This window comes from Streptomyces sp. P5F9 (assembly GCF_057961495.1).
Map to the genome: position 1 here is coordinate 2,030 of NZ_JBXVPZ010000582.1, position 3,220 is coordinate 5,249.

Genomic DNA, 3,220 nt, shown 5'->3' on the forward strand with positions numbered 1-3,220 from the left:
GGTGGGTGGTTGGTCGTTGTTTGAGAACTGCACAGTGGACGCGAGCATCTGTGGCCAAGTTTTTAAGGGCGCACGGTGGATGCCTTGGCACCAGGAACCGATGAAGGACGTGGGAGGCCACGATAGTCCCCGGGGAGTCGTCAACCAGGCTTTGATCCGGGGGTTTCCGAATGGGGAAACCCGGCAGTCGTCATGGGCTGTCACCCGCTGCTGAACACATAGGCAGTGTGGAGGGAACGCGGGGAAGTGAAACATCTCAGTACCCGCAGGAAGAGAAAACAACCGTGATTCCGGGAGTAGTGGCGAGCGAAACCGGATGAGGCCAAACCGTATGCGTGTGAGACCCGGCAGGGGTTGCGTATACGGGGTTGTGGGATCTCTCTTCTGTCGTCTGCCGGCGACAGGACGAGTCAGAAACCGTTGATGTAGGCGAAGGACATGCGAAAGGTCCGGCGTAGAGGGTAAGACCCCCGTAGTCGAAACATCAGCGGCTCGTTTGAGAGACACCCAAGTAGCACGGGGCCCGAGAAATCCCGTGTGAATCTGGCGGGACCACCCGCTAAGCCTAAATATTCCCTGGTGACCGATAGCGGATAGTACCGTGAGGGAATGGTGAAAAGTACCGCGGGAGCGGAGTGAAATAGTACCTGAAACCGTGTGCCTACAAGCCGTGGGAGCGTCGCTCACCAAGTTTACTTGGTGGGTCGTGACTGCGTGCCTTTTGAAGAATGAGCCTGCGAGTTTGCGGTGTGTTGCGAGGTTAACCCGTGTGGGGAAGCCGTAGCGAAAGCGAGTCCGAACAGGGCGGTCTAGTAGCGCGCTCAAGACCCGAAGCGGAGTGATCTAGCCATGGGCAGGTTGAAGCGGCTGTAAGAGGTCGTGGAGGACCGAACCCACCAGGGTTGAAAACCTGGGGGATGACCTGTGGTTAGGGGTGAAAGGCCAATCAAACTCCGTGATAGCTGGTTCTCCCCGAAATGCATTTAGGTGCAGCGTCGTGTGTTTCTTGCCGGAGGTAGAGCACTGGATAGGCGATGGGCCCTACCGGGTTACTGACCTTAGCCAAACTCCGAATGCCGGTAAGTGAGAGCACGGCAGTGAGACTGTGGGGGATAAGCTCCATGGTCGAGAGGGAAACAGCCCAGAGCATCGACTAAGGCCCCTAAGCGTACGCTAAGTGGGAAAGGATGTGGAGTCGCAGAGACAACCAGGAGGTTGGCTTAGAAGCAGCCACCCTTGAAAGAGTGCGTAATAGCTCACTGGTCTAGTGATTCCGCGCCGACAATGTAGCGGGGCTCAAGCGTACCGCCGAAGTCGTGTCATTCATACAACAGGGCCAACGCCTGTATGGATGGGTAGGGGAGCGTCGTGTGCCGGGTGAAGCCGCAGCGGAAGCTAGTGGTGGACGGTTCACGAGTGAGAATGCAGGCATGAGTAGCGATACACACGTGAGAAACGTGTGCGCCGATTGACTAAGGGTTCCTGGGTCAAGCTGATCTGCCCAGGGTAAGTCGGGACCTAAGGCGAGGCCGACAGGCGTAGTCGATGGATAACCGGTTGATATTCCGGTACCCGCTGTGAAGCGTCAAACATTGAACCAGGCGATGCTAAGTCCGTGAAGCCGTTCCGGACCCTTCGGGGAATGGAAAGTGGTGGAGCCGACGGACCAGACCTGCAGTAGGTGAGTGATGGGGTGACGCAGGAAGGTAGTCCATCCCGGGCGGTGGTTGTCCCGGGGTAAGGGTGTAGGACGAGTGGTAGGCAAATCCGCCGCTCATATAGTCTGAGACCTGATGCCGAGCCGATTGTGGTGAAGTGGATGATCCTATGCTGTCGAGAAAAGCCTCTAGCGAGTTTCATGGCGGCCCGTACCCTAAACCGACTCAGGTGGTCAGGTAGAGAATACCGAGGCGTTCGGGTGAACTATGGTTAAGGAACTCGGCAAAATGCCCCCGTAACTTCGGGAGAAGGGGGGCCATCACCGGTGATTGAATTTACTTCATGAGCTGGGGGTGGCCGCAGAGACCAGCGAGAAGCGACTGTTTACTAAAAACACAGGTCCGTGCGAAGCCGTAAGGCGATGTATACGGACTGACGCCTGCCCGGTGCTGGAACGTTAAGGGGACCGGTTAGTCAAGATTCGTCTTGGCGAAGCTGAGAACTTAAGCGCCAGTAAACGGCGGTGGTAACTATAACCATCCTAAGGTAGCGAAATTCCTTGTCGGGTAAGTTCCGACCTGCACGAATGGCGTAACGACTTCTCGACTGTCTCAACCATAGGCCCGGTGAAATTGCACTACGAGTAAAGATGCTCGTTTCGCGCAGCAGGACGGAAAGACCCCGGGACCTTTACTACAGTTTGATATTGGTGTTCGGTTCGGCTTGTGTAGGATAGCTGGGAGACTGTGAACTCTGGACGCCAGTTCAGGGGGAGTCGTCGTTGAAATACCAGTCTGGTCGTGCTGGATGTCTAACCTGGGTCCGTGATCCGGATCAGGGACAGTGTCTGATGGGTAGTTTAACTGGGGCGGTTGCCTCCTAAAGAGTAACGGAGGCGCCCAAAGGTTCCCTCAGCCTGGTTGGCAATCAGGTGTTGAGTGTAAGTGCACAAGGGAGCTTGACTGTGAGACCGACGGGTCGAGCAGGGACGAAAGTCGGGACTAGTGATCCGGCGGTGGCTTGTGGAAGCGCCGTCGCTCAACGGATAAAAGGTACCCCGGGGATAACAGGCTGATCTTCCCCAAGAGTCCATATCGACGGGATGGTTTGGCACCTCGATGTCGGCTCGTCGCATCCTGGGGCTGGAGTCGGTCCCAAGGGTTGGGCTGTTCGCCCATTAAAGCGGTACGCGAGCTGGGTTTAGAACGTCGTGAGACAGTTCGGTCCCTATCCGCTGCGCGCGCAGGAACATTGAGAAGGGCTGTCCCTAGTACGAGAGGACCGGGACGGACGAACCTCTGGTGTGCCAGTTGTTCTGCCAAGGGCATGGCTGGTTGGCTACGTTCGGGAGGGATAACCGCTGAAAGCATCTAAGCGGGAAGCCTGCTTCGAGATGAGTGTTCCCACCCCCTTTGAGGGGTTAAGGCTCCCAGGAGACGACTGGGTTGATAGGCCGGATCTGGAAGGCGGGTAACCGCTGGAGGTGACCGGTACTAATAGGCCGAGGGCTTGTCCTCAGTTGCTCGCGTCCACTGTGTTGGTTCTGAAACCACGAACAACC

At 56.8% G+C, this 3,220-nt stretch carries 1 rRNA gene; it reads left to right on the forward strand.

Going from position 1 to position 3,220, the window contains the following annotated elements:
- The first annotated feature begins 52 nt into the window (after positions 1 to 52).
- Positions 53 to 3,176, forward strand: a 23S ribosomal RNA gene (locus AC31A1_RS46085).
- Positions 3,177 to 3,220 lie beyond the last annotated feature (44 nt).